This window comes from Staphylococcus massiliensis CCUG 55927, assembly GCF_000298075.1.
Lineage (GTDB): Bacteria > Bacillota > Bacilli > Staphylococcales > Staphylococcaceae > Staphylococcus > Staphylococcus massiliensis.
Window position 1 is genome coordinate 22627 of record NZ_JH815593.1, and the last position, 24319, is coordinate 46945.

The following is a 24319-nucleotide window of genomic DNA, read 5'->3' on the forward strand; positions in this document are numbered from 1 at the left end:
ATAATGAAGGAATAGAACTTATCTATTAGGAGCATGGTTATGGAGAAACCAACACGTTTAGCCTTATTAAAGGAAATTGCTGAATTTTTAAATGAAGAAACTGAAATATATAGTATGTTGCATGGCGCTCTAGAACTTCTTGTCGATGGCAGTGATTTCACGACAGGTTGGGTTTTCTTTATAGATGATCAGGGACATCACGAACTCGTATCAGATGTGCATTTACCGGGTGCTCTTTTGAAAAAGGACTGCCAGTATATGAAAGAGGGTTCTTGTTGGTGTGTTCAGGCCTATCATAAAAAGAAACTTACGAAAGCGTCTAATATTATCAATTGTTCACGTATCAATCTTGCGAATAAGAAATATGTGGATGAAACGGATGATATTACTCACCATGCGACCGTTCCACTCCGCTCAGGAAATGAACAATTTGGATTATTAAATGTTGCGACGCCTGAAACGAAGCGTTATTCTGAGGAAGATTTAGAGTTACTTGAGTCGGTGGCTTTTCAAATTGGGTCAGCCATTAAACGTATTTATTTAACCGATCAGGAAAAGGAAGCTGCGCGAATTAGCGAACGCAACCGTTTAGCACGTGATTTACATGATTCCGTCAATCAAATGTTATTCTCATTGAAGGTCACTGCTCACGCTGCGCAAAATTTAACTCAAGAAGAGATGAGTTTAAAAGCATTCAAAACGATTGAATCAACGAGCCAACAAGCCGTTAATGAAATGCGTGCGTTAATTTGGCAATTAAAACCAATCGGACTTGAACATGGTCTAGTTCAGGCGTTAAAGCAATATGCGAAGATGCTCGATATGTCGCTAGATGTTGAGGTGAGCGGGTTAATCGATGTGTCGCACAGTATTGAAGAAAATATTTATCGCATTATACAAGAGGCTATGAACAACACGCGTAAACATACGAACACCAACCATATTAAGCTTAAATTGGAACAAACTGAAACCGAATTAATCGTTGACATTATCGACCAAGGTGAAGGATTCGATGTTTCAAGCAAGAATTTATACGAGTCGCACGGTATTAATAATATGAAACAGCGTGCGCACATGATTCATGGTCAAATGAAACTCGCTTCGACTAAGCAAGAAGGTACTTCAATTCATCTTAAGATTCCATTGAAAGAGGAGGGATAATATGCATCGCATTATACTTGTTGATGATCATTATATTGTTCGACAAGGGCTCGAATTTCTATTATCAACTAAAGAGAGTTTTAAGGTCTTAGAGGGCTTTTCAAATGGGGAAGACTTTATTGAATATCTTAAAACGAATGAACCACCTGACATCGTCCTCTTGGACTTAGTGATGCCGAAATTAAATGGCATTGATACGACGCGTTATCTGAAAAAGTACTATCCGGATATTAAGGTTTTAGTACTAACGAGTTATGTCGATGATGAGCATGTTATTTCTGCAATTAATAATGGTGCTGATGGTTATGAAATGAAAGATGTTGAACCCGATCAGTTGATTGAAACGATAGAACGTGTGTTAAATGATGAGAAAATGATCCACCCAGAAGCTCAAAAAATATTAGACGATGACATGAATAAGCCGCACCAAGTGAATAAATTGTCTAAGCGTGAAATTGAAGTATTGACGGAAGTTGTTAAAGGTAAGACGAATAAAGAAATCGCGGAAACGCTTTTCGTGTCGGAAAAAACAGTTAAAACACATGTCAGTCATATCTTTCATAAGCTACAAGTGACGGATCGTACGAAGGCAGCCATTTACGCGATGGAAAATCGACTCATTTAAAAGTTCATTACACACTAGAGGCCTCGAGCATTGATAGCTCGGGGTTTTTGTTTGGAAGTTTTAGTTGTAAATTCTAAATACTTCAAAATAAAGTTACATGATTGGACGTTAATTCGCGTTTAGATATCTGAATTTTCAAAATTGTTATTTACAAATCGCAACCTTTAAGATTATAATGAATTGAATGTTCAAACAAAGGGGGAAAATTTAATATGAAATCTAAAAGTTTAACGATAAAAATAGTTGTCGCTTTAATATTAGGTATTGTTATTGGTTCAATCTTTAATATGTTTGCGAAAGAAGCTTTTGTAGGATTTATTGATCAATATATCTTCAATGTGATTGGACAAATCTTCTTAAATCTTATTTTCATGCTAGTGGTACCAGTCGTTTTTGTATCGATTGTACTTGGGGTAATTGGTGTAGGCGATCCTAAGTTATTAGGGGGCATTGGTGCAAAAACATTAGCATTCTTCTTAACAACTACAGCAATCGCGATTACAGTTGCGATGTTACTTGCTTTAGTTGTGAAACATGGTGCTGGTCACTCTGACTTATTGAATAGTAAAGAAGTGACTGCTTATGAAAAGACTTTAAAAGATCAAAATGCGGCTGAGGATGCACCAGCAAAGCAAACGTTTGATCAAACATTAATCAATCTATTTCCTAAAAATCCAATTATGTCGATGACTGAAGGTAACATGTTACAAGTCATTACCTTTGCAATCTTTATAGGTATCGGTATAATGGTCGTCGGTAAAAAGGCAGAAGTGGTACATAAATTCTTCGAGCAGACCAATGAGGTCTTGATGTATATTATTTCGATGATTATGAACGTATTCGCGCCGATAGGTACGTTCGGTCTCGTTGCACACGCGTTCACTGGAGCTGGTTTCAGTGCGATTAAACAATTAGGACTCTACTTTATCGTCGTTCTCGTAGCGTTATTCATTCACTTCTTCGTGGTATATGGTGGCGCTGTTAAGTTTTTAGCGAAAGAAAGTCCAATCAAGTTCTTCAAAGGATTTATTCCAGCGATTACAGTTGGTTTCGGTGGCTCAAGTTCAAGTGCTGCACTTCCCGTTTCGATGGAATGTACGAAGAAGATGGGCGTTTAACCAGCTGTAGCATCTTTCGTTCAACCTTTAGGTGCGACAATTAACATGGATGGAACAGCGATCATGCAAGGTGTGGCGACTATATTCATCGCACAAATCTCAGGCGCTGATTTAAGTGTACTTCAGTTAGTTACGGTAGTAGTGGTTGCGGTAATTGCATCGATCGGTACAGCAGGGGTTCCTGGTGTCGGTCTCATCATGCTTGCGATGGTATTAACTGCAGTTGGTTTAAATCCAGCAGCTATTGGTATTATCTTAGGTATCGACCGTTTACTTGATATGACGCGTACAGCGGTAAACATCACAGGCGACGCGGCATGTGCACTTATTATCTCTAACCAAGAAACACGTAAAGCACGCTTATAAATTGTAATTAATTCGGCCAAGACGACTAAGCTGTCTTGGTCTTTTTCATTATGAAAAGTCCTCTAAGAAAGAAACGCGTAATTGTGGGGTTATATGGTCAAACTTGCATACGCGTTATTCCGTCATATTGATATACTTTTACCAATTATTTCGATAAAAACATGTTTTTAGATAATTATGACTATTATGGCTTTTGATAAATACGCATAAAAGTAAGATTCGCTCTTTTAATTTTGCCCATTTTATATTAAGATGTTATTTGTGTTTCAAGAAATGTGTATATTTGCAATTTCTTGTGTACTGGAAATTACTATGCAAGGAAGGTAGATCATAGAATGGATAAACAAGAATTTACAGACGTGATTCAAACTAAATTTAAAATGGTAAGAATTGAAGCGGGCTTTACTCAAGATACAATGGCTCAAACAATTGGCTTATCAAAGAAGACACTTGTTCAAATTGAAAAAGAACGTGTATTACCTAACTGGACAACATGTATTGCTATTTGTTCATTGTTCAGAGATTCAGATGTATTAAACAGCATGTTTGGATGCGATCCACTTGAAATCGTTCAAACAATTTCTAGAAGTCATTGTGCTTACCCAAATTATCCTACAACTAGTGATATCTATTGGCATGTTATTAGCACTAAGAATGGCTACATGTTACAAAGCAATAAAGTTAGTGAAATCTACCGCGTATTAGACCAAGATAAACAACCTATCTTTGGTACTGCTAAATTAAGAGAGGCAGAAACATATTTCAGCCGTATCTCTAAAGATGAACCGATTCATGCGTAATTGAATTATATCGCTACTTTAAAGAACATATCTTTATGTAACCGACCGTTGATACAAACATATTGGGTTAGGTTAGATGAAAGTGATGTGCACATCAAGAATTGCAAATATGCAAGGATGCACGTTCGAACTCAGATCTAACCTAGCCCTTTTTTTAAAAAAAGGGGACATTTCATGAAAATTGTACTGACACTTTTATTTATGATGATTCTAGGGTCAATTATTGGTGGTATCACAAATATCATTGCAATACGCATGCTTTTTCACCCTTATAAACCGATGTATCTTTTCGGAAAGAAATTGCCCTTTACGCCAGGGTTAATTCCAAAGCGTCGTGGTGAAATCGCGACTAAAATTGGTCAAGTTATTGAAGAGCACTTACTGACACCTTCATTACTTGAAGAAAAGATCCAGTCTCAGGAAGTTTATGACATCATTCATGATGAAATCAAATTTCAAATCGCTAAATTACAGAAAGACCATGTAACGCCTCAATATCTAGGCAATAAATTCAATTTTGACGTTACAACGTTTTTACACGCTAAGAGCACGCATTTTGTTAAAGACAAGATTGAGACGTACTATGAAACCCATCAGAACGATACTTTAGAATCATTGCTTCCTCGTGTTGCTTTAGAAGAAATGGACACTCAAGTTGATAAGATTTCACCGCTTTTAAGAAAGCGTGTCGAGGATTACTTATCCTCATCAAAAGGAAGTGAAGACATCAATGAGATGCTGGATACTTTCTTTTTAGAAAAGGGCAAAATCGTAGGCTTGTTACAAATGTTCATGACGAGAGAAGCTATTGCAGAGCGTGTCCAAACTGAATTAATACGATTAACGCATCATCCTAAAGCGATTCATATTCTAAACGAGCAAATTGAAACGACGTACGAGATGATTAAAGCTAAAAAGTTAGGTGAAGTCGTTTCTCATGAACAAAAAAGTGCTTATACGAATCAGTTGATTACGTCGTTATTAAGTAAGGCTCAATTATCTAAGTTCACACATCGACCTTTAAACGCTTTAATACCGAATGAGTTAGCGCATCTTGAATCAAAGGGAAGTATCCAATTAACCGATACGATTGTTCAAGAGGCGACGAACCATATTTCAACGGTCTTAGCGCACTTCGATATTAAATCGCTAATTGAAACTCAAATTAACCGATTTGAATTAGATTACATTGAAAAACTTATCATCGATATCGCGAATAAAGAGTTGAAATTAATTACCTTACTAGGCTTCTTATTAGGTGGCATAATAGGCTTATTCCAAGGTATAATTGCAATCTTTGTTTAATGAAATAAAATGTGGTAGAGTATGGTTGATGTGGTTTCGACCATAATTTACATGAAGGAGCGTATTATAAAATGGCAGTAAATTTACATGATTATGCAAACAAATTAGAACAAGCTTTAAGAGAAAGTGATGAATACCAAGCTATTAAAGATGCTTACGCTAAAGTAAAAGAAAACGAAGAATCTAAAAAATTATTCGATGAGTTCCGTGAAACTCAATTAAACTTCCAACAAAAACAAATGCAAGGTGAAGAAATCCCTGAGGAAGACTTACAAAAAGCTCAAGAACAAGCTCAAAAAATCGAAAACGATCAAAATATCGCTGACTTAATGAATGCTGAGCAAAAAATGAGCCAAGTATTCCAAGAAATCAACCAAATCATCGTTAAACCATTAGATGAAATCTACGCTGAATAATTTAGTAAGCGTTATATAGAGTAGGACGTGCGTTACAAGCGCACGTCCTATTTTTTGTGCTCGTGGTACGGCTGGGTTACGAGGGTCTGGCTGAACATGAACAATGTTGTAACATTGTTTGGTTGCGTTTTTGTAATAAGAAGCCCATGTTACATTGTTTGGTTGCGTCTTTGTAATAAGGAGCCCTTGTCACATTGTTTGGGTAGGTCTTTGTAACAAGGGAGCTATGTTACATTGTTTGAGTAGGTCTTAGTAATAAGGAGCCCTTGTCACATTGTTTACCTCAGTTTTTATGATAAGGCTACCGAGTCTACTTGCTTGAGCACGTTTTAGAGGTAAGGGTACCAGGTCAAGAAATCTCTATAACTCACATAGGGCTAGGTACCGATTCTTATCAATTTCGTATGCCTTTAATAAAGGGCTTTTCAAGGAGGGGCGCTTAAAAAAGCTGAACTTTAATACATCTTTCTTAAAATCAATTTAATTCTGCAATTAATATATTAACTTTCGACGTCTCAACTGCCAATATGGTAAGATAAAGGTGGAAAAATTTATCACTTCAAGTAAATTACTTAAGATAATGTTACATATGTAAAATCTCGATTTATACGAGTTTTACTCTAATAGATATCGAATTACAACATTTCCAATAAAACCTTGTTAATAAGGAGTCATGTTTATGGTTAAATTTATTCATTGTGCAGACTTGCATTTAGATAGCCCATTTAAATCGCGTAAGTATTTAAGTCCTGCCATTTTTAAAGATGTTGAAAATAGTACGTTTGATAGTTTTAAGCGTATTATTGATTTAGCGCTTAAGGAAGAAGTAGACTTCCTAATTATTTCGGGTGATTTATTTGATAATGAGAACCGTACACTTCGCGCTGAGGTATTCTTAAAGCAGCAATTTGAGCGCTTGGAAAAGGAACAAATCTTTGTATATATTATTCACGGCAATCATGACCCATTATCAGAGTCGGTTTCAACTTCTTGGCCTAAGAATGTAACGGTCTTTAATAGTGAGGTTGAGACGTATCAATCGATTAATAAGAATGGGGAAGTTGTTTACTTACATGGCTTTAGTTATCAAAATAGTGAGAGCTATGAGAATAAGATTGATCAATATCCCGCTAGTGAATTCAACAAAGGTATACATATTGGGATACTTCATGGGACATATAGTAAATCTCAAACCAAAGATCGTTATACAGAATTTCGAATTGAAGATTTAAATCGTAAACTTTATCATTACTGGGCGCTTGGACATATTCATGAACGTACACAACTTAGTGATTTACCTCATATTCACTATCCAGGTAACATTCAAGGGCGTCATTTCAAAGAACAAGGTGATAAAGGGTGCTTACTTGTTGAAGGTGATGCGACTGAATTATATACACGCTTCTTCCCAACGCACTCGATTCGTTTTGATGAAGCGGTTATTGAAATTGATTCAGTTAATAAACAAGCTTTATATGAAGCGATTCATCAGTTTAAAGAACATAAGCGTAAGTTCGGACGTGCCTTTTACAAATTGAAAGTGAACGTGACAAGTGACGAATGCTTTGACACACAAGATGTTATTCAGGTTGAGGATCTGCTCATGCAAAATGAGGAGAATGAACTGAACTTCATTGTGATTGAACAAATCACGTTTGATTATGTAAATGATGATAGTCGTGCGATTATCAATGAATTTCCTAATGAATTAATTAAGGACGACAAAGTGTTTTATGATGCTGTCCAAGATTTATACTTAAATCCTGAAATTACAAGATTCTTAGATTCTTATAAAGAATTTGATCGCAAGACATTGATTGACCATGCTGAGTCCTTACTTAAGTCAGAGTTACGAGGTGAATCTAAATGAAGATAAAATCACTTGAAATCTATGGTTACGGTCAGTTTACGCATCGTAAAATTGAATTTGGTCCGCATTTCACTGAAATCTTTGGTGAAAATGAGGCGGGTAAATCAACGATCCAAGCATTTATTCATTCGATATTATTCGGTTTTCCTACTAAGAAGGAGAATGAACCAAGACTTGAACCACGACTTGGTAATCAATATGGTGGCAATTTAACGCTTATTCTTGATGATGGCTCAGAGGCTGTTGTAGAGCGTGTCAAAGGAGCTTCGAAAGGTGACGTCAAGGTTTACCTTCAAAATGGTTTGATTAAGGATGAAAGCTGGCTAAATGACCGTTTGAATTACATTACGAAGCGTACATACCAAGGTATCTTTTCATTTAGTGTACTTGGTCTACAAGATATTCATCGTCATTTAGACGAAGCGCAACTTCAGAATTATTTATTACAAGCAGGTGCGCTAGGTTCGACTGAGTTTACTGGCATGCGTGATGTACTTCATGCGAAGAAACGTGAGTACTATAAGCGTAATGGTAAATATCCTTTAATTAATCAGCAGGTCGATCAACTAAAAGATATAGAAACACGTATTCGCCAAGAGGAAGCACAACTTGAATCTTACCATCGTTTAGTCGATGACCGCGATAAAGCTGAGCGTCGTTTAGATCACTTTAAAAATAACCTCGCACAGTTATCTAATATGAGTGCCTCTAAACAAAAAGAATTATCATTACATTCTACTGTGCAGGAATGGAAACAGCTTGAAACATCACTAAATGTTGAACCACTTGAGTTCCCTGAACAAGGTATTAATCGCTATGAATCGGCTAAGTTACAAACAGGTCAATTGCAGCGCGATATCGGTTTACGTACTGAAAAGCTCAATCAACTTCAACGTGAAAATAAAATGTATAACATTCCGTCAGCGGATACGGTGAATGCTTTCGAATCAATTAGTAAGAAAGAGGATGGCATTAAGCAAAAGGAATTTGAGCTTAAGAATGTGAAACGTGATATTGATGACCGAGAGAGAGAAATTGAAGGACTTAAATCAAATATTGGCTGGCAAGACGAACACTTAGATGTGGATTCATCTGAAGGTATGAAGAGTTACATTAGTGATCATACAACTAAGAAAGAAGATCAAGCGTTATACGTGCAACAACTTGAGCGAAACATCAATGAAAATGAGATTGAGCAACAATCATATGACGAAGAACAAACTGCGTTAGAACAACATATTGTACCTGAAGAGACGTTTGAGAAGAAGAAAGTTCACGAGCGACAAGCTTTTGAACTTAAGGAAAAGAAAAATCTGTATCAGAAGATGAAAGATGCTTTTGATAAAGAGCAACGTGATAAAGAGAAGCGTCAAAATATTGTACGTGTGAGTATGGTTATTCTTGCGTTGATTACAATTGTTTGTGCAGTATTCTCATTCATGTTGAAGATATTACCATTTACCATTGCTTTTGGCTTATTAGCATTATTCTTTATCATCGGAATCTTCTTTGTGAAATCAAAAGAGGTAGGGCACGATGAGGCCTTTTCAGATGAGATCAGTCAACTTGAACATGATGTTAATCATCTTGAAAGTAATTATGACTTAGACTTTGATTTAGATGAGCAATATCGTTTACGTGAACAACTTCAAAATAGCTTTAAGAATAAAGAAGTTCTCTCGACAAAGCATCAACATTTAACTGAGACTTTAGTAACTACGAAAGATGGTTACAACCAATCGTATCAAGCTATTGAAGACGTTAAGAAGGAATTAAATATCTCACCTAAGATGTCTGATGGCTTATTAATTGATGCTGTTTCAACAATTCAAAAGATCAAAGAAACACGTAGTTATTTAAATCAATTAAAAGCCCGTCATGAAGAACTGAGTCTAGAGCTTGCGCATTTCTATGACGAAGCACGTACGCTTGTTAAAGATGAACTTGGTCAATATGAAGATATTTCACTTTTCCATGATGTGAGACAATGGATTAAAGAGAATGATGCGATGACGACGAAGTATAATCGTAATCAAGAACAAATTGAGCTAATCAATAATGAGGTTAAGCAACTTAAAGGTAGATTAACGCATAATAATGAAGTGATTGAAAAGTTATTTGGATTTATTGGTGTGCTTAATGAAGAAAGCTACTACAGACATTTCGATCGTTACCAAACATACCATAAGAATTTAAATCGCTTTAATGATTTAACACATTTCCTAGAAAATCAAGATTATAACTATGAAAATTCTTCACGATTAAGCGACAAATCTGAAGCACAGCTTAATACTGAAGCGGATCGGTTATCTCAACAAGTTGATGAATATAATGACCGTTATCTTGAAATGCAAAGTGAAGTGAGTGAATTAAATGCTCAAATCAATCATCTTGAAACAGATAGCACGCTAACAGACTTAAGACATCGTTATCACATGCTTAAGAATCAGCTTAATGAAAATGCGAAAAACTGGGCGAGCTTAAGTTATTTAGAGACGCTCGTTCATGCGCATATTAAGCAAATTAAAGATGAACGTTTACCTCAGGTTGTCAATGAAGCAACATCCATTTACAATGAATTAACAAATGGCGATTACATTCAAGTGACGTATGCGAATGAAAATGTTATGGTTAAACATCGAAGCGGTCAAATGTTCCATCCAATCGAGCTCAGTCAGTCAACTAAAGAATTATTATACTTTGCTTTACGTTTAAGTTTAATCAAGACGTTAAAACCTTATTATCCATTCCCAATCATTATTGATGATGCGTTTGTACATCTTGATAAATTCCGTAAAGAAAGAATACTTAAGTATTTAAGAAATATGTCTAATGTATATCAAATTCTATACTTTACTTGTACGAAGGATCAGACTATTCCGCAAAAACAATTACTCGTATTAAATAAAGTTGAGGAAGGCGTTAAGAAATGAGAAATGTAGAAAAATTCAATCCTGGTGATTCGGTGGATCATTTCTTCTTAATCCACCGTGCCACTCAGGGTGTCACTGCTCAAGGTAAAGATTATATGACGCTTTACCTTCAAGACAAAAGTGGTGATTTAGAGGCTAAGTTTTGGACAGTTACCAAGGAAGATATGGAAGTCCTAAAACCTGAAATCATTATTCGAGCTAAAGGTGATATCATTAATTACCGTGGCCGTAAACAAATGAAGATGAATGGTTTTGAATTAGCCACTGAACAAGATGGCGTTCAAACTGAGGACTTTGTTGATGGTGCACCAATACCTGTTAGCCAAATTAAAGAGGAAATCTCGCATTATGTACTTGAGATTGAGAATGCGAACTTACAACGTATAACACGCCAAATTTTAAAGAAATATCATGAAGCATTCTTTTCTTATCCGGCAGCGAGTTCGCATCACCACAACTTCGTAAATGGCCTAAGTTATCATGTTCTTACAATGCTTGAAGTAGCGAAGAACTTATGCGATATCTATAGTTCTTTAAACCGAAGCTTGTTATATAGTGCGATTATTTTACACGATATGGGAAAAGTCAAAGAGTTATCAGGTCCGATTGCGACTTCATACACGGTCGAAGGTAACTTACTTGGTCACATCTCAATCGCGAGCGATGAAATCGCGCAAACTGCACGAGAGTTAGGTATTGATGGCGAAGAAGTGATGCTTTTAAGACATATGATTCTCGCGCATCATGGTAAAATGGAGTTCGGTTCTCCAAAATTACCTCAATTAAAAGAAGCAGAAATTCTGTTCTTTATTGATAATATTGATGCTCGTATGAATATGTTTGATAAAGCCTTTAAGAAAACGGATAAAGGTCAATATACAGAGCGTGTATTTGGCTTAGAAGGCCGTCAATTTTACAATCCTGAAAATTTATAATTTGCGTGAAAGCTAGGTAGTATGTACGAGATACTATCTAGCTTTTTTAATTTAGTGGGGGATTACGGTATGTGACGAGGTTGTGCGAGGGTGTGGCGTTGTATGAGGCGGATGTAGGTAGTAAGGAAATATATGAAAATCGGGCAGCTAGGGTTAGTAGCAGTAGTTAGAGTGTTGGTAGAGCCAAGTGGAGGAGCGACATGGCTCTTACGGAGGAATAGTAGCCAAGTGAAGAGGTGACATGGCTCTTATGAAGAATTAGTAGCCAAGTGAAGAGGTGACATGGCTCTTATGTTGGATTAGTAGCCAAGTGGGGAGGTGACATGGCTCTTGTGAGGGATTAGTAGCCAAGTGAGATGCCGACATGGCTCTTATGGTGGAATAGTAGCCAAGTGGAGGGATGACATGGCTCTTACGGTGGAATAGTAGCCAAGTGGAGAGGTGACATGGCTCTTAGCGCCGTTTAACAGCCAAGTGAGGTTATGACATGGCTCTTATGAAGGATTAGTAGCCAAGTGAAGAGGTGACATGGCTCTTACAAAGGTTTAACAGCCAAGTGGAGGAGCGACATGGCTCTTATGTTGGATTAGTAGCCAAGTGGAGAGGTGACATGGCTCTTAGCGCCGTTTAACAGCCAAGTGAGGTGACGACATGGCTCTTATAGATGGAATGAGACCATGTGGTGTTTTAAAACCAAAAAACCCCTGAAAGTTAAATAATTTAAATTTAACTGCCAGGGGTAGGCATAACACCTATATTAAAATATCAACTAAAGCTATATTACATGCCGCCTTGAGCGCCGCCAGACATACCGCCTTGCATAGCTTGTTGTTGTTGCTGCTGTTGCTGTTGTTCTTTAATTTTCTTAGGATCTAAGAATGATTCATCAATTGCTTTTTTAAGATCACGATCTTTGTAATCAACTTTATATTCTTTCAGTAAATCTTTAAATGCATCAGTCATTAATTTAGGGTCTTTTTGAACTTTTTCTTGAATGATTTGATATTTTAAGTCATCTTTCTTCTTATCAAAGTCATCAGCTTTGTCCGCTTTGATAATGTGGTAGCCGAATTCAGTCTTAACTACATCAGAAACTTCGCCTTCTTTAAGTTTGAATAAAGGTTTTTCGAAGTCTTCTACCATTTGACCTTTAATAACATAGTCTAAGCTACCGCCTTTTTTCTTACTAGCGTCGTCCATAGATTCTTTTTTAGCGATATCTGCGAATTTATCTGGATTCTTTTCGACTTTCTTATGAATCTCTTCAGCTTTTTTCTTAGCTTCTTTATCGCTTAATTTCTTGCCTTTATCTTCTTTACCTTTTTGGCCTTCTGAACCTTTACCATCATCAACTTTGATTAAGATATGAGATGCTTTTTTCGTTTTTTCTTTAACTTCTTTATCGCTAATATCTACTTTATCTTTAAGCATTTCTTTTTGGTAGGCTTGAGTTTTCTTTTGTTCTTTAAAGTCGTCTATAGACATACCTTGTTGTTCAGCCATTTTTTTGAACTGCTTTTCGCCGCCATATTTTTCCATTTCTTTTTTAGTTTCTTCTTCGATCTTCTTAGTATCGACTTTATCTTCATATTTATCTTTTAATATTTTATCTAAAAGAATTTTAAAAGAAGCATTTGCAACTTTATCGTCGCCTAATTCTTTCATAACATCTTGGACTTTAACGTCGCCGGCTTTTGATGTAATAAGACTGCTATCTTTTGAAGATGATGAATCATTGCCACATGCTCCTAATAAAAGTGCACTTGCTGTTACTGGAATAATTATTTTTTTAATTGATTTCATGAACTTAGCTCCTTTTTAGAAAATAACAAGGATAATATAACATAAATATGCATTTCCACCAATTAGAAAGGGTAAATATAGAACCAAGGTATGAGACATAAAAGAACTCGCGACTCTTAAAATAAAGAATCGCGAGTTCAATTTACGTTATACTTTTTTTAATAAGTTGAAACCAGTGATATGTTCTTCAACATACTTACCTTTGTTATAAGCCAATATAACCTTTAAATATAAAATATCTAGCGCTGAATATCCTGCATTTAAGGCTAGTAAAAATACGAAATAATGACCATAAGTAGGGAACATTAATGATAACCAAATATTAAGGATAGTTAGTATGACGAGTGGCAAGATTAAAGCTAAACAAAAGTAGTACTTATTAACTGGCGTATCAACGAAGATATTATAATAGGGTAGCCATTTCTTCTTTACGAGTCGATAAACTTTAAAATACTTATAATAAGGAATTAGTATTATAAGATGTAATAACTTATGCAAAGGATATAATAAGATTGTAAAAATAATTAAAGCCCAAAAGAATTGATCTGAGAAATTTGCATGCGTGAAGTATCTGAATATCTCAAAACCTATTAAAAATGTAACAATTGTTGTTACTACACTAATAAAAGCTATACGTGGTAACCCGAATCGAGCATGAATATCTATAGTACGTAAGCACAAAAACATATCAGAAACTCCTTTAAAAGTTTACAAACTACTATAGTATTATGTGACCGAATGTTATTTTTTGTCAAGAAGATGTTTTCTGATTTGATTATGACTCTTTTCAATAGAGTCTAAGAAAGGTTTACCGTGTATCTTTCCAACAAGATACGTTAGGTCGTTGTAGGAAGGGTAGCTATATAGTTCTTCTTTATAAGATTCAGCGGCATTGTAAATAAGGTTTGTCTCAATTTCATAAAGCGACAGGATTTCATCAATGAGTTCGAGCCCTTTATCCGTAATATATAAGTATGTATTACGTTTATCGCTCGGATCCTTTTCAAGTTTGATGAGTTCTTTCTTTTCTAAGTTTTTAGCGAAATTGTACACGGTCGACACATGCATGATTCCAAATCGTGAAACATCTGAGATGGTCGTTTTACCTAGAGACTGTATGGTCATCAAGATTAAATGTTCATTAATACTGATATTGTAGTCTGTTATCCAGTCAGCCCATTCTTTTTCAGCAGTCTTCCAAGCCGCTTTAGATAACAAGGCTATGCGGTGAGTATAGAGCAAACTGTCGATTTTTTTTATCTTATCATTAGTCATAAAAAACGCTCCTATAACAATTCTATTTTAATTACTTTAAACCTTTGTGGCTTTTTGAAAAGTAATTATTTAGTATTTACATAATTTGCAATTGGTAATTTTATGCAAAAAAGTAAAGCATGACACTCTTAATAGTATCATGCTTTACGATAATATTCATTCAGTTACGCTTAATTTAATATCATGTAATTAAATTTATTTCTTTTTCTTATTCGTAATATCAGAAACTTCTTCTTGAATGACTTCGCCACGACTCTTCAAGTCTTCAACGTGAGTTTTAAGATTATTAATGTTAGGATCGATATCTGATTTAAACGCTTCAATCATAGTCTTAACTTCTTCGCCTAAAGTAGAACCTAAAGTTTTACCTTCAGTTTGAATTTTGTTTACGTTATCAACGATATTGTTGACATTAGCTTTAATGAAGTCAAATTCTTTTTCAGTTTCAGATGGTTGCTGGTTAGAAGTAGTTGGCGCGTTAGCAGCATTAGTATATGGTAGGTAATCTCTTTTCATTAAAGAAACACCTAATCCAGTGGCTAATCCAGCACCAAGGCCTAATAAAATGCGCACTGCTTTCATCGTTTTCCTCCTCATGAATACATTATTATATAATTATATACCCAAAAATTGATTTATTATGCATTAATGTGCTTGTTAATTTGTTGTGCAATTTTTTCTTTTTCAGCATCGTCTACATCGTGTGTTTCCCATTTATAACCGAAACCATCCATGTCATTTTCATAGCGTGGAATAAAGTGGAAATGAATATGAAATACCGATTGAGATGCATATTCGCCATTATTTTGAATAATGTTTAAACCGTCTGGATTAAATGCTTCTTTAATCGCGTTCGCAACGATTGGTAAGGCTTCACCAATGTGTTTCATTGTTTCAGGATCAGTTTCGTAGATATTTGCTGATGGCTTTTTAGGGATAAGTAATGTATGACCTTTAGAGACCTGAGAAATATCTAAGAATGCATAAACGTAATCATTTTCATATATTTTGAAGCTCGGGATATCTCCTGATAAAATTTTACTGAAAATTGTTTCAGACATGCATATCGCTCCTTTATAGGTATTTAGCTTCATTATAGCACTTTGCTTTTACAATCGTCATCTGAGAAAAGTTTATTAGGGGAGTGTGCTATGAAAATCTGATACAATATCAATACGGAGGTGCAATATGACAGTTAATGTTAAGAATTTAACGGGTGGTTACGGCCGTAATCCGATTATTAAAGATGTAAGTTTTGAATTGCAGCCCGGTGAAATTGTAGGATTAATCGGGTTAAATGGTGCTGGTAAAAGTACCACGATTAAACATATTTTAGGGTTATTAAATCCGATGTCAGGTGACATGTCGATTTCTGGAATTAACATTAAAGAAGATATTGAAGCATACCGCAGAAAGTTATCGTATATTCCAGAAGCGCCAGTCATTTATGAAGAACTCACACTTGAAGAACATATACATATGACCGCAATGGCTTATGATATTGATAGAGATACAGCGATGAATCGTGCGAAACCACTACTTAAAACGTTCCGTCTAACAAGTGAACTGAAGACTTTTCCAAGTCACTTTTCAAAAGGGATGAAACAAAAAGTGATGATTATTTGTGCATTCATTGTCGAACCAGATCTTTATATCATTGATGAACCATTCTTAGGTCTTGATCCACTTGGTATTCAATCTATGCTTGATTTAATGGTTGAAAAGAAAAATGAAGATAAGACAGTTCTCATGAGTACGCATATCTTATCAACAGCAGAACGTTATTGTGACCGTTTTATTATCCTAGATAAAGGTCAAATCGTCGCATTCGGTGATTTAGAGTCATTGCAACAACAAACGAACATGCCTGGTCAAACGCTTGATGATATCTACATCCACGTTACTCAAGGTAGGGTAAACTCATGAATGCAGTAAAGTTATTTAAAGAGAGACGTCGAAAAATTCAACAAGAGCAAATGTACTACAATAAGTTCATCTTTAACGGACATTTCTTAATGTTTCTGATGATTTTATTTGGTGCTTTCATACTAGGTTACGGCGAATGGTTGAAAGACATCCCGAAAGGCATTCATTACGCGTTGTATTCAAGTATCGCATTAGCCATAACGTCATTGTTCCCGATTCGTTCTTTATTAAAGGATGCGGATAAGCTCTTTTTACTACCTTATGAAAAGCACATGATGCAATATATGAGACAAAGTTTAATGTATAGCTACTTGATGCGAATACCGCTACAACTCATTGTGTTGCTTATTATATTTCCGTTGTTTAACAAGCTTCAAGGCATATCAGCTAGCTTTATCACAGTGATTGTACTAGCGTTTATTTATCCATTTTTAGGGCTTTTAATTAAGTGGTTATGGTATAAATATGGGTTAAATACATGGTCTATTCATATATTATTATTTATTATCTTCGTGGCCGGTTATCAAATGACGCTCAAATTAAATCTTTTCTATGGTTTATCTATGGTCGTCATCTTAGCTGGTTTAACGATTTTACTTTCAATGATTACGAAGAAACATCTATTCCCATGGGAACGTATGATTAAGAAAGAACAACAACATCATATGAACTATTACAAGTTCGTGAACATGTTTGTTGATGTGAAGCATCTTAAGACACAGGCGGTTAGAAGACGTTATCTGGATCCATTTTTAAAAGTCCCATCGCCAAGTAAATTCAATTCTAAGCAAGTATACCTTTACTTATTCAAACGAAGCTTTGTACGAGGTAAAGATGCCTTTCACTTAATCCTACGATTATTACTTATCGCCGTATTATTAATCGTTTGGTTAAATCATCCAATCGTTGGCGCTGTAATTGGTTCACTAAGTATGTATATTATCATCTTACAGATGTCTCAATTCTACACACAACAGGCTTATGGTTTATGGCCGCAAGTTTGGCCGACACCTGAGATGGATGTAATTGAAGGGTATAAGAAATTCTTACTAAGACTGATGATTGTAGTTGGCATCATTCTAACTATCACATATAGTATTGTGAATTTAAAAATGGCTTTCCTAGCAATTATCTTCTTTATAGTAGGCTATTTAACTATTCAGTCTACAATTAAGAAGCTTAAATATCATGAGACATTACTTAAAGATTAATGACACTCAAAAGTATTTATAATAAAAAAATAGCCTGGATACGTGACTCAAATCGCGTACCAGGCTATTTTTATTACTTATCGTCGATTGGATATAAGTACTGTTCTACATAACTTGAATGTTGCGTACTACCACCAAAGAACTGTTTTAACGCATCTTTACTTAAGTTATCTCGGAATAAAGAAGACTTCTTGAAATCTTCATAGTCTGTACGGTCAGTGAAACCAAGATAAACTTTATAAGTGGCACCGTGTTTTGGTTTTAATAAGAATGCTGAAGAGAAACCTTCATATTTTTCTAAATCAAACGGAGTATTCGCAAGTTTCTTTTCAAGTTGATATTGGTGATCTTCCGAAGTAGGAATCTTGATAATTGCGATAAATTCTTCGCCTGTTAAGTCGCCTTTTTGTTCGATGATGTCGTATGCCATTGGCGCGGCGAAAACAGTATCTTCATTAGTAATTTCAATTAAAGCTGAACTATCTGTAGTTGAATACTGTAATAAGTTGCGTTCTGAATATTTCTCTTTTAAAGAGCTTAAATATCCGAACGTACCAAATGTTGCATATAAATTCATATTAGACCCCTCCATTTAATTAAATAGCATGTCGTTTCGACGCTCATTATGATTTAAATATTATCATAATCGAATGTTGAATCCTAATATATCCCGTTATGTATATTTATAACCTTTAAGCGTACCTATCTAACATAAAAAGGGCGTCACAAAACATAGTGAGAGGGTTTGTCATTTTTGTGAAGAATAAGCATGTCAAAAGCCTATGAAACCTTTGTATGATATTATTGTTAAGAATGATTATAATCTAGGAGGATATAATGAGAACGATTAAGAATACTACAATCTTAGATACGATTAAAGGTAAAGAAACGTCTCACACACCTGTATGGTTTATGAGACAAGCAGGACGCTCTCAACCGGAATATCGTAAACTAAAGGAAAAATACTCATTATTTGATATAACGCATCAACCAGAACTCGCTGCTTATGTAACGCATTTACCAGTTGATCAATACAACACCGACGCAGCAGTATTATATAAAGATATTATGACACCTTTAAAGCCGATAGGTGTTGACGTTGAAATTAAATCAGGTATAGGACCTGTTATTTCAAATCCAATTACATGCTATCAAGACGTTGAAAAGCTTGCACATATTGATCCTAAGCGTGATGTGCCGTACGTCTTAGACACGATAGAGCTTTTAACTAAAGAGAAGCTCGACGTGCCATTAATCGGATTCACGGGCGCACCCTTTACTTTAGCAAGTTACATGATTGAAGGTGGCCCTTCTAAGAATTATAACCAAACGAAAGCAATGATGTATCGTGACGAGGCAACGTGGTTCAAACTTATGGATCATCTTGTAGACGTTTCAATTAATTATACGAAAGCTCAAATTGAAGCAGGGGCATCCATCATTCAAATCTTTGATTCATGGGTAGGTGCCTTAAGTGAAAAGGACTACGCGTACTACATCAAACCGTCTATGGATAAACTAGTAAGAGGCATTAAAGAAAATGATGTGCCTGTTATCTTATTTGGCGTTGGTGCGCATCATTTAATTCACCAATGGAACGAACTGCCTATAGATGTATTAGGTTTAGATTTTAGAACACCAATCACAAAAGCACGCCAAATGGGTGTAAATAAGACACTTCAAGGGAATTTAGAACCTGCAGTACTTTTAGCGCCATGGCCTGTGATCGAAGAAAGATTAAAAGAAGTTTTAGACCAAGGTCTTGCAGAAGGTCCACATATCTTTAACTTAGGTCACGGTGTCTTCCCAGAAGTTAAACCAGAAACGTTACGTAAAGTCGCATCATTCGTACATGAATACACGAAGCAATAATTTAAATAAAGGTAGGTTTTTAAATTGACTAAGACAATGGGACTACTTGTAATGGCATATGGTACGCCTTATAAGGAAAGTGATATTGAACCATATTACACGGACATCAGACGCGGTAAAAAGCCATCAGAAGCTGAAATTCAGGACCTTAAAGATAGATATGAAGCAATTGGTGGCTTATCCCCTTTAGCTGGCGTGACTCAAGATCAAGCTAAAGCGATCCAAACACGACTCAATGAAGTTTATGACGATATTGAATTTAAATTATACATTGGTTTAAAACACATCCATCCATTTATCGAGGATGCTGTTGAAGATATGCATCAAGATGGCATTGAAGAAGCGGTTACAGTCGTGCTTGCGCCGCACTATTCTAACTTCTCTGTAGGTTCTTATAACAAGCGTGCTCAAGAAAAAGCCAAATCGTTCGGTATTTCATTAACACACGTAGAACACTACTACCATCAAGATAAATTTATTCAGTACTGGAAAGAACAAGTTAACGAAACGTTAACTGAAATTCCTGAATCTGAACATGAGGACACTGTACTTATTGTTTCAGCACATAGCTTACCTGAACGTATGATTATGGAAAGCAATGATCCATATCCTAGTGAACTTGAGTCATCAGCAAATATGTTAGAACAAGCTTCTAACATTAAAAATGTTGCGATAGGTTGGCAATCAGAAGGTAACACAGGTACACCATGGCTTGGACCAGATGTTCAAGACCTAACACGTTCATTATATGAATCTCAAGGGTATAAACATTATATATACACACCTTTAGGTTTTGTGTGTAACCATTTAGAAGTTTTATACGACAATGATGTTGAATGTAAAGATGTATGTGATGATTTAGGTGTTAACTATTATCGTCCAAATATGCCAAATACGAATCCATTATTCATCGAAGCAATTGTTGATGAAATTAAAAGTCTTTTATAAAAAGTGAGTGAATGTTATGACACAATCAATCGCAATTATTGGTGCAGGTATTTCAGGGCTTACAAGTGCATATTATCTTAAGAAAAACTTTCCAGAGTATGATGTAACGATCTATGAAGCATCTGTTCATACTGGAGGTAAAATTCATACTGTTCGACGCAATGGTTTTACGATTGAACTAGGACCAGAATCGTATCTTGGTCGTAAACACATCATGACAGACATCGCTAAAGAATTAGGCATGGAAGATGAGATTGTTACGAATGAAACCGGCCAAGCTTATATTTACGCTAACAACGAATTATACAAAATCCCAGGCGGTTCTATCTTAGGTATTCCAACAGATTGGAAACCGTTTTACCAATCTAAACTCATTTCTCGTAAAGGTAAAATGCGTGCTGGTCGTGAACTTTTCATTAGACCGCTCGCTATGGATAAAGATATGTCAGTTGGAACATTCTTTAGAAAGCGTTTAGGCGATGAAGTACTCGAAAATCTTGTTGAACCACTCATGGGTGGTATTTATGGAGCGAATATCGACGAGTTAAGCTTAATGAGTACTTTTCCCAACTTTAAAGAACAAGAAGAACGTTACGGCAGCCTAATTAAAGGTATGCGTCAGGTTAAAAAAGAACGTGAAAAGAATAAGGAAGAGGGCGCTCCTAAAGGTCAATTCAATCAATTTAAGAATGGTTTAGGTTCGTTTATTGATAAACTCGTTGAATACCTTAGAAAGGAAGGCGTCAACTTCATGTTTGGTACGAAAGTCGAGAAGCTTAACCATACGGAAGAGGGCGTAGATTTAACTCTAAATAACAGTGATGTACAATCATTTGAGGGTACGATTATCACGACGCCTCATCAAGCATTTATTGATTGGTTTAAAGATGATCCTAAGATGGATTACTTCAAGACAATGCCTTCTACAAGCGTTGCGACAGTTGTATTGGCCTTTGATGAAAAGGACATTGAGAATACGTACGACGGCACGGGATTTGTAATTGCGCGCTCTAGTAATACGAACATTACGGCTTGTACATGGACGTCAAAAAAATGGCCGCATACAACACCAGAAGGCAAAGTTTTAGTACGTGCTTATGTAGGTAAACCTGGCGAAACTATTATTGAAGATTCTTCTAAAGCTGAGTTAGTTGAACTCGTTCTAGAAGACCTTTCTAAAATGATGAATATTAAAGGCAGACCTGTTTTAGAACTCGTTACGAAGATGCCTAACAGCATGCCTCAATATCTAGTAGGGCATCGAGATGAAATTAAAGCAATTAAGCATCACGTTAAAGAGACATATCCTAATATTGAAATGACAGGTGCTTCCTTTGAAGCAGTAGGCTTACCTGATTGTATATCACAAGCAAGTCAAGCTGTACAAAGTTTAATGATGACACTAAAAACGAAATAGTAGCTATCCTATGACATAATAAGGAAATCGCATAAATAGAAAAGAGGTTCTTTTAGGTCATGTCACACGTATACATTGTACATGGATATCAAGCTACGGCAGATGACCATTGGTTCCAATGGCTAAAAAGAAGTCTCACCTTAGAAGGTTACGAAGTAGAAGTACTTTCATTACCGAACTCGTCACAACCTGACTTGAATGAATGGCTCGATTACATGGAAGTACATATTAAACATTTTAATAATGAGACGATATTCATTGGACATAGTTTAGGGTGCATCACCATTCTTCAGTTTATTCAACGTCATCAAAAGCAAGTGTATGGCGCTTATTTAGTGTCAGGCTTCTGCGAAAAGCTACCCGATCTTAAAGACCTTGATGGCTTTGTAGAACCTAAGCTTGATTACGACGAATTAAAGAGATTAATTCCTCAAATCAAAGGATTAACAGCTAAAGATGATAACGTCGTACCCTGGACGTTTACTGAAACATTATGTAAAAAACTCGATGCACCTTATCTGTTATTAGATAAAGGTGGACACTTTCTAGGCCGAGATGGTTATACGACCTTCTTAGCGCTTAAAAAAGATCTCGTTTTATCTATTATATAGAACAAAGGACTGAGCGATGATGCTCAGTCCTTTTTATATTGATTAGAGATGTAATTTACCTTCAGAATAATAATATTGATTATTCTGTGGTTCTTTTAATAAATTTAAAAACGTTAAGATACCTATCTTACCGATAATCATTAAAATAATAATTAATATTTTAGAAGGTAAAGTAAGATCTGGTGTAATACCAGTTGATAAACCAACAGTACCAAATGCGGAAACGATTTCGAACATAATCTGCATGAGATTAAATTTAGGTTCGAAGGATGCGACGAGTATGGTCATTGTAAAGATTAAAAATAGTGACGACATACCGATTAACAATGCCTTATTAATGACGTTTTGATTAATCGTTCTTTTAAACATATGCGGACGTTTTGTACCATTAATTGTCGACCACATGAATAAGAGAATTAAAGCAAACGATGTAACTTTAATACCACCTGCTGAACTGATTGGTGCTGCCCCGATAAACATTAAAATAAACGTTATGAGATAAGTAGGGGAGTTTAGAGCACCCATGTCAATCGTGTTAAAGCCAGCTGTACGCGTTGATACCGATTGGAACAATGACGCTAATAACTTTTCAGGTAAACCCATGCCTTCTAATGTATTTGAATATTTAAGCACGAAGTAGAAGAACGTGCCAATAAGAATGAGCACACCTGTCATCGTTAACACGACTTTCGTGTGTAATGTTAATTTCGAAAAGCGTTTAGTTGTAGCTAAATTAAATACAACTAAAGGGCCTAAGCCACCTAGAATAATTAGTAAGCTTACGACGATATTAACAATAGGATCGCTTACAAACGGCATTAAACTATCTGAAAACAGCGAAAACCCTGCATTATTGAACGCTGAAACTGACGTAAATAAACTGATAAAGCTCCCTTTAGCTAAACCATATTCAGGCACAAACGTTAACATAAGAAATAAAAATCCAAAAAATTCAACAACCAAACTATAAATGATCAATTGATACAGCATTCTAACCACGCCACCAGATTGATCTTCATTCCAAGTAATCATGAGCAAGCTTCGGGACTGCAATGAAATGTGCCTTTGTGTAATCGCGAAAGCAAACAACATAACGGTTATAATTCCTAAGCCACCAATTTGAATGAGTATAAGAATGACCATTTCTCCTAAGCCATTAAACGTTTGAGGCATATCTACAGTTGATAATCCCGTTACAGTAAAAGCACTAGTCGCTAAGAAAAACGAATCAATAAAGGAAATATGTGTTTTACCAGACCATGGTATATAAAGCAATATACTGCCAATAAGTGTTGTAATTAGAAAAACAGATAAATAAATAATAATTAACCTCTTAAAACCTTTCATAGCCTAACCTTCTCATTTAGAAATTAGTTTTAAATCCAAATTACTAAAAGTTTTAATTGAATTGACTATTGTATCTTAAAACTTTTCAAGGCAATATACAAGTTTAAGAGAGGTAAAATTTTACAACACGAAAGAAGTATTACTGAGTTCAAGGTGGTTAGTAGAAATATCACTCATTACACGTTTCGCTAAAACAATGAACACCACAGCAAACTTAAATTAATCGTATATAGGTTGAAGAGCAAGACTATCTTAAATATGATATGTATAAACATTAGTACACTAAAAAATATAAATAAGTACGTAATAGTCAGATTGAACGCATTGAAGTGAAGTATTATTAATATTGTTAGAGAATAATACATAAAAAAAGAACTCCG

At 35.5% G+C, this 24319-nt stretch carries 21 protein-coding genes and 1 pseudogene; 15 read left to right on the plus strand and 7 right to left on the minus strand.

Annotated features, from left to right (window positions below):
• Positions 1-39: 39 nt before the first annotated feature.
• From A33S_RS0100490 to yhaM, 9 genes and pseudogenes are all read left to right on the plus strand, one after another.
• Positions 40-1161 carry a GAF domain-containing sensor histidine kinase gene (locus tag A33S_RS0100490; protein WP_009384143.1) on the plus strand — a complete coding sequence of 374 codons (1122 nt, stop codon included), beginning with the start codon at positions 40-42 and terminating at the stop codon, positions 1159-1161.
• A 1-nt stretch (position 1162) separates the two neighbouring features.
• The gene (locus A33S_RS0100495) at positions 1163-1786 is read left to right on the plus strand and encodes a response regulator (RefSeq protein ID WP_009384142.1); all 624 of its coding nucleotides are present in this window, start codon (positions 1163-1165) and stop codon (positions 1784-1786) included.
• A 212-nt stretch (positions 1787-1998) separates the two neighbouring features.
• Positions 1999-3270: pseudogene (locus A33S_RS11495) on the plus strand (dicarboxylate/amino acid:cation symporter).
• 335 nt (positions 3271-3605) lie between these two features.
• Positions 3606-4070 (plus strand): XRE family transcriptional regulator XdrA, encoded by a 465-nt coding sequence (xdrA, locus tag A33S_RS0100505; RefSeq protein WP_009384141.1) that lies wholly within the window; start codon positions 3606-3608, stop codon positions 4068-4070.
• Between the two features lie 174 nt (positions 4071-4244).
• Positions 4245-5375: a DUF445 domain-containing protein gene (locus A33S_RS0100510; protein ID WP_009384139.1), complete on the plus strand. Its 1131-nt coding sequence runs from the start codon at positions 4245-4247 to the stop codon at positions 5373-5375.
• Between the two features lie 71 nt (positions 5376-5446).
• The gene (locus A33S_RS0100515) at positions 5447-5791 is read left to right on the plus strand and encodes a YlbF/YmcA family competence regulator (protein WP_009384137.1); all 345 of its coding nucleotides are present in this window, start codon (positions 5447-5449) and stop codon (positions 5789-5791) included.
• Between the two features lie 679 nt (positions 5792-6470).
• Entirely contained in the window at positions 6471-7661 is a 1191-nt protein-coding gene (locus A33S_RS0100520) for a metallophosphoesterase family protein (protein ID WP_009384135.1), read from the plus strand.
• Positions 7658-10594, plus strand: coding sequence for an ATP-binding protein (locus tag A33S_RS0100525; RefSeq protein ID WP_009384134.1), 2937 nt, complete (start codon positions 7658-7660; stop codon positions 10592-10594). Before A33S_RS0100520 ends, A33S_RS0100525 begins: the two co-directional genes overlap by 4 nt.
• Complete coding sequence (yhaM, locus tag A33S_RS0100530; RefSeq protein ID WP_009384132.1) at positions 10591-11529, plus strand: 3'-5' exoribonuclease YhaM; 939 nt, start codon at positions 10591-10593, stop codon at positions 11527-11529. Before A33S_RS0100525 ends, yhaM begins: the two co-directional genes overlap by 4 nt.
• 780 nt (positions 11530-12309) lie before the next feature.
• Here the strand turns inward: yhaM and A33S_RS0100535 are convergent.
• The 5 genes from A33S_RS0100535 to A33S_RS0100555 all read right to left on the minus strand — a co-directional run bounded on the left by A33S_RS0100535 (position 12310) and on the right by A33S_RS0100555 (position 15668).
• The gene (locus A33S_RS0100535; protein WP_009384131.1) at positions 12310-13332 is read right to left on the minus strand and encodes a foldase protein PrsA; all 1023 of its coding nucleotides are present in this window, start codon (positions 13330-13332) and stop codon (positions 12310-12312) included.
• A gap of 147 nt (positions 13333-13479) precedes the next feature.
• Entirely contained in the window at positions 13480-14019 is a 540-nt protein-coding gene (locus A33S_RS0100540) for a DUF3267 domain-containing protein (protein ID WP_009384129.1), read from the minus strand.
• Between the two features lie 54 nt (positions 14020-14073).
• Positions 14074-14607, minus strand: a complete 534-nt coding sequence (locus tag A33S_RS0100545) for an HTH-type transcriptional regulator Hpr (RefSeq protein WP_009384128.1) — start codon at positions 14605-14607, stop codon at positions 14074-14076.
• A gap of 195 nt (positions 14608-14802) precedes the next feature.
• Complete coding sequence (locus A33S_RS0100550) at positions 14803-15189, minus strand: hypothetical protein (protein ID WP_009384127.1); 387 nt, start codon at positions 15187-15189, stop codon at positions 14803-14805.
• A gap of 56 nt (positions 15190-15245) precedes the next feature.
• On the minus strand, positions 15246-15668 hold the full coding sequence (locus A33S_RS0100555; protein ID WP_009384126.1) for an HIT family protein: 423 nt from the start codon (positions 15666-15668) through the stop codon (positions 15246-15248).
• Between the two features lie 127 nt (positions 15669-15795).
• On the opposite strand from A33S_RS0100555, the gene ecsA reads away from it, so the two are divergent.
• Complete coding sequence (gene ecsA, locus A33S_RS0100560) at positions 15796-16533, plus strand: ABC transporter ATP-binding protein EcsA (protein WP_017176443.1); 738 nt, start codon at positions 15796-15798, stop codon at positions 16531-16533.
• Positions 16530-17744: an ABC transporter permease EcsB gene (gene ecsB / locus A33S_RS0100565; protein WP_009384123.1), complete on the plus strand. Its 1215-nt coding sequence runs from the start codon at positions 16530-16532 to the stop codon at positions 17742-17744. The genes ecsA and ecsB overlap by 4 nt, the downstream gene beginning before the upstream one ends.
• A 73-nt stretch (positions 17745-17817) precedes the next feature.
• On the opposite strand, the gene A33S_RS0100570 is transcribed toward ecsB, so the two are convergent.
• The gene (locus tag A33S_RS0100570; protein ID WP_009384121.1) at positions 17818-18321 is read right to left on the minus strand and encodes a hypothetical protein; all 504 of its coding nucleotides are present in this window, start codon (positions 18319-18321) and stop codon (positions 17818-17820) included.
• A 260-nt stretch (positions 18322-18581) separates the two neighbouring features.
• Between A33S_RS0100570 and hemE the strand changes: the two genes are divergently transcribed.
• Genes hemE through A33S_RS0100590 form a run of 4 tightly spaced genes read left to right on the plus strand, consistent with a single transcriptional unit; the run spans position 18582 to position 22592 of the window.
• Positions 18582-19616: a uroporphyrinogen decarboxylase gene (hemE, locus tag A33S_RS0100575; protein ID WP_009384119.1), complete on the plus strand. Its 1035-nt coding sequence runs from the start codon at positions 18582-18584 to the stop codon at positions 19614-19616.
• Positions 19617-19640: 24 nt separating this feature from the next.
• Positions 19641-20564 carry a ferrochelatase gene (gene hemH / locus A33S_RS0100580; protein WP_009384118.1) on the plus strand — a complete coding sequence of 308 codons (924 nt, stop codon included), beginning with the start codon at positions 19641-19643 and terminating at the stop codon, positions 20562-20564.
• Between the two features lie 16 nt (positions 20565-20580).
• The gene (gene hemY / locus A33S_RS0100585; protein WP_009384116.1) at positions 20581-21981 is read left to right on the plus strand and encodes a protoporphyrinogen oxidase; all 1401 of its coding nucleotides are present in this window, start codon (positions 20581-20583) and stop codon (positions 21979-21981) included.
• A 59-nt stretch (positions 21982-22040) separates the two neighbouring features.
• A complete protein-coding gene (locus tag A33S_RS0100590) occupies positions 22041-22592 on the plus strand; it encodes an RBBP9/YdeN family alpha/beta hydrolase (protein ID WP_009384115.1) in 552 nt (183 codons plus the stop codon).
• Positions 22593-22634: 42 nt separating this feature from the next.
• Here A33S_RS0100590 and A33S_RS0100595 read toward each other — a convergent pair whose 3' ends face one another.
• Positions 22635-23939 (minus strand): TrkH family potassium uptake protein, encoded by a 1305-nt coding sequence (locus A33S_RS0100595; protein WP_009384114.1) that lies wholly within the window; start codon positions 23937-23939, stop codon positions 22635-22637.
• Positions 23940-24319: the final 380 nt, after the last annotated feature.